Raw genomic sequence first — 448 nt, 5'->3', positions numbered from 1 at the left:
CCTTCGGCACCGCCCACTCGTCGACATCGATTTCGGCCGCGCTGGGCATGGCGCAGGCGGCCAAGATCAAGGGCGAGCACCGCCACGCGATCGCCGTCATCGGCGACGGCTCGATGACCGCCGGCATGGCGTTCGAAGCGCTCAACAACGCCGGCGTGCAGGACGACATCAACCTGCTGGTCATCCTCAACGACAACGACATGTCGATCTCGCGAAACGTTGGCGGGCTGTCTAACTATCTGGCCAAGATCCTTTCCAGCCGCACGTATGCAAGCATGCGTGAAGGCAGTAAAAAGGTGCTTTCGCGCCTGCCCGGTGCCTGGGAAATTGCCCGTCGCACCGAGGAATACGCGAAAGGCATGCTGGTGCCCGGCACGCTGTTCGAAGAGCTGGGCTGGAATTACATCGGGCCTATCGACGGTCACGACCTGCCGACCCTGATCGCCAC

Annotated in this window: 1 protein-coding gene; it reads left to right on the top strand. The window is 62.5% G+C overall.

The window, feature by feature from the left end:
- A partial coding sequence (locus tag EE949_RS00095) for a 1-deoxy-D-xylulose-5-phosphate synthase N-terminal domain-containing protein (RefSeq protein WP_241152835.1) occupies positions 1–448 on the top strand: 448 nt, incomplete at both ends.

The sequence above is a fragment of the Pseudomonas viridiflava genome (assembly GCF_900602065.1).
Classification (GTDB): domain Bacteria; phylum Pseudomonadota; class Gammaproteobacteria; order Pseudomonadales; family Pseudomonadaceae; genus Aquipseudomonas.
Note: the sequence above shows the minus strand (reverse complement) of the source record. Positions and strands in the feature narration are given on the sequence as shown.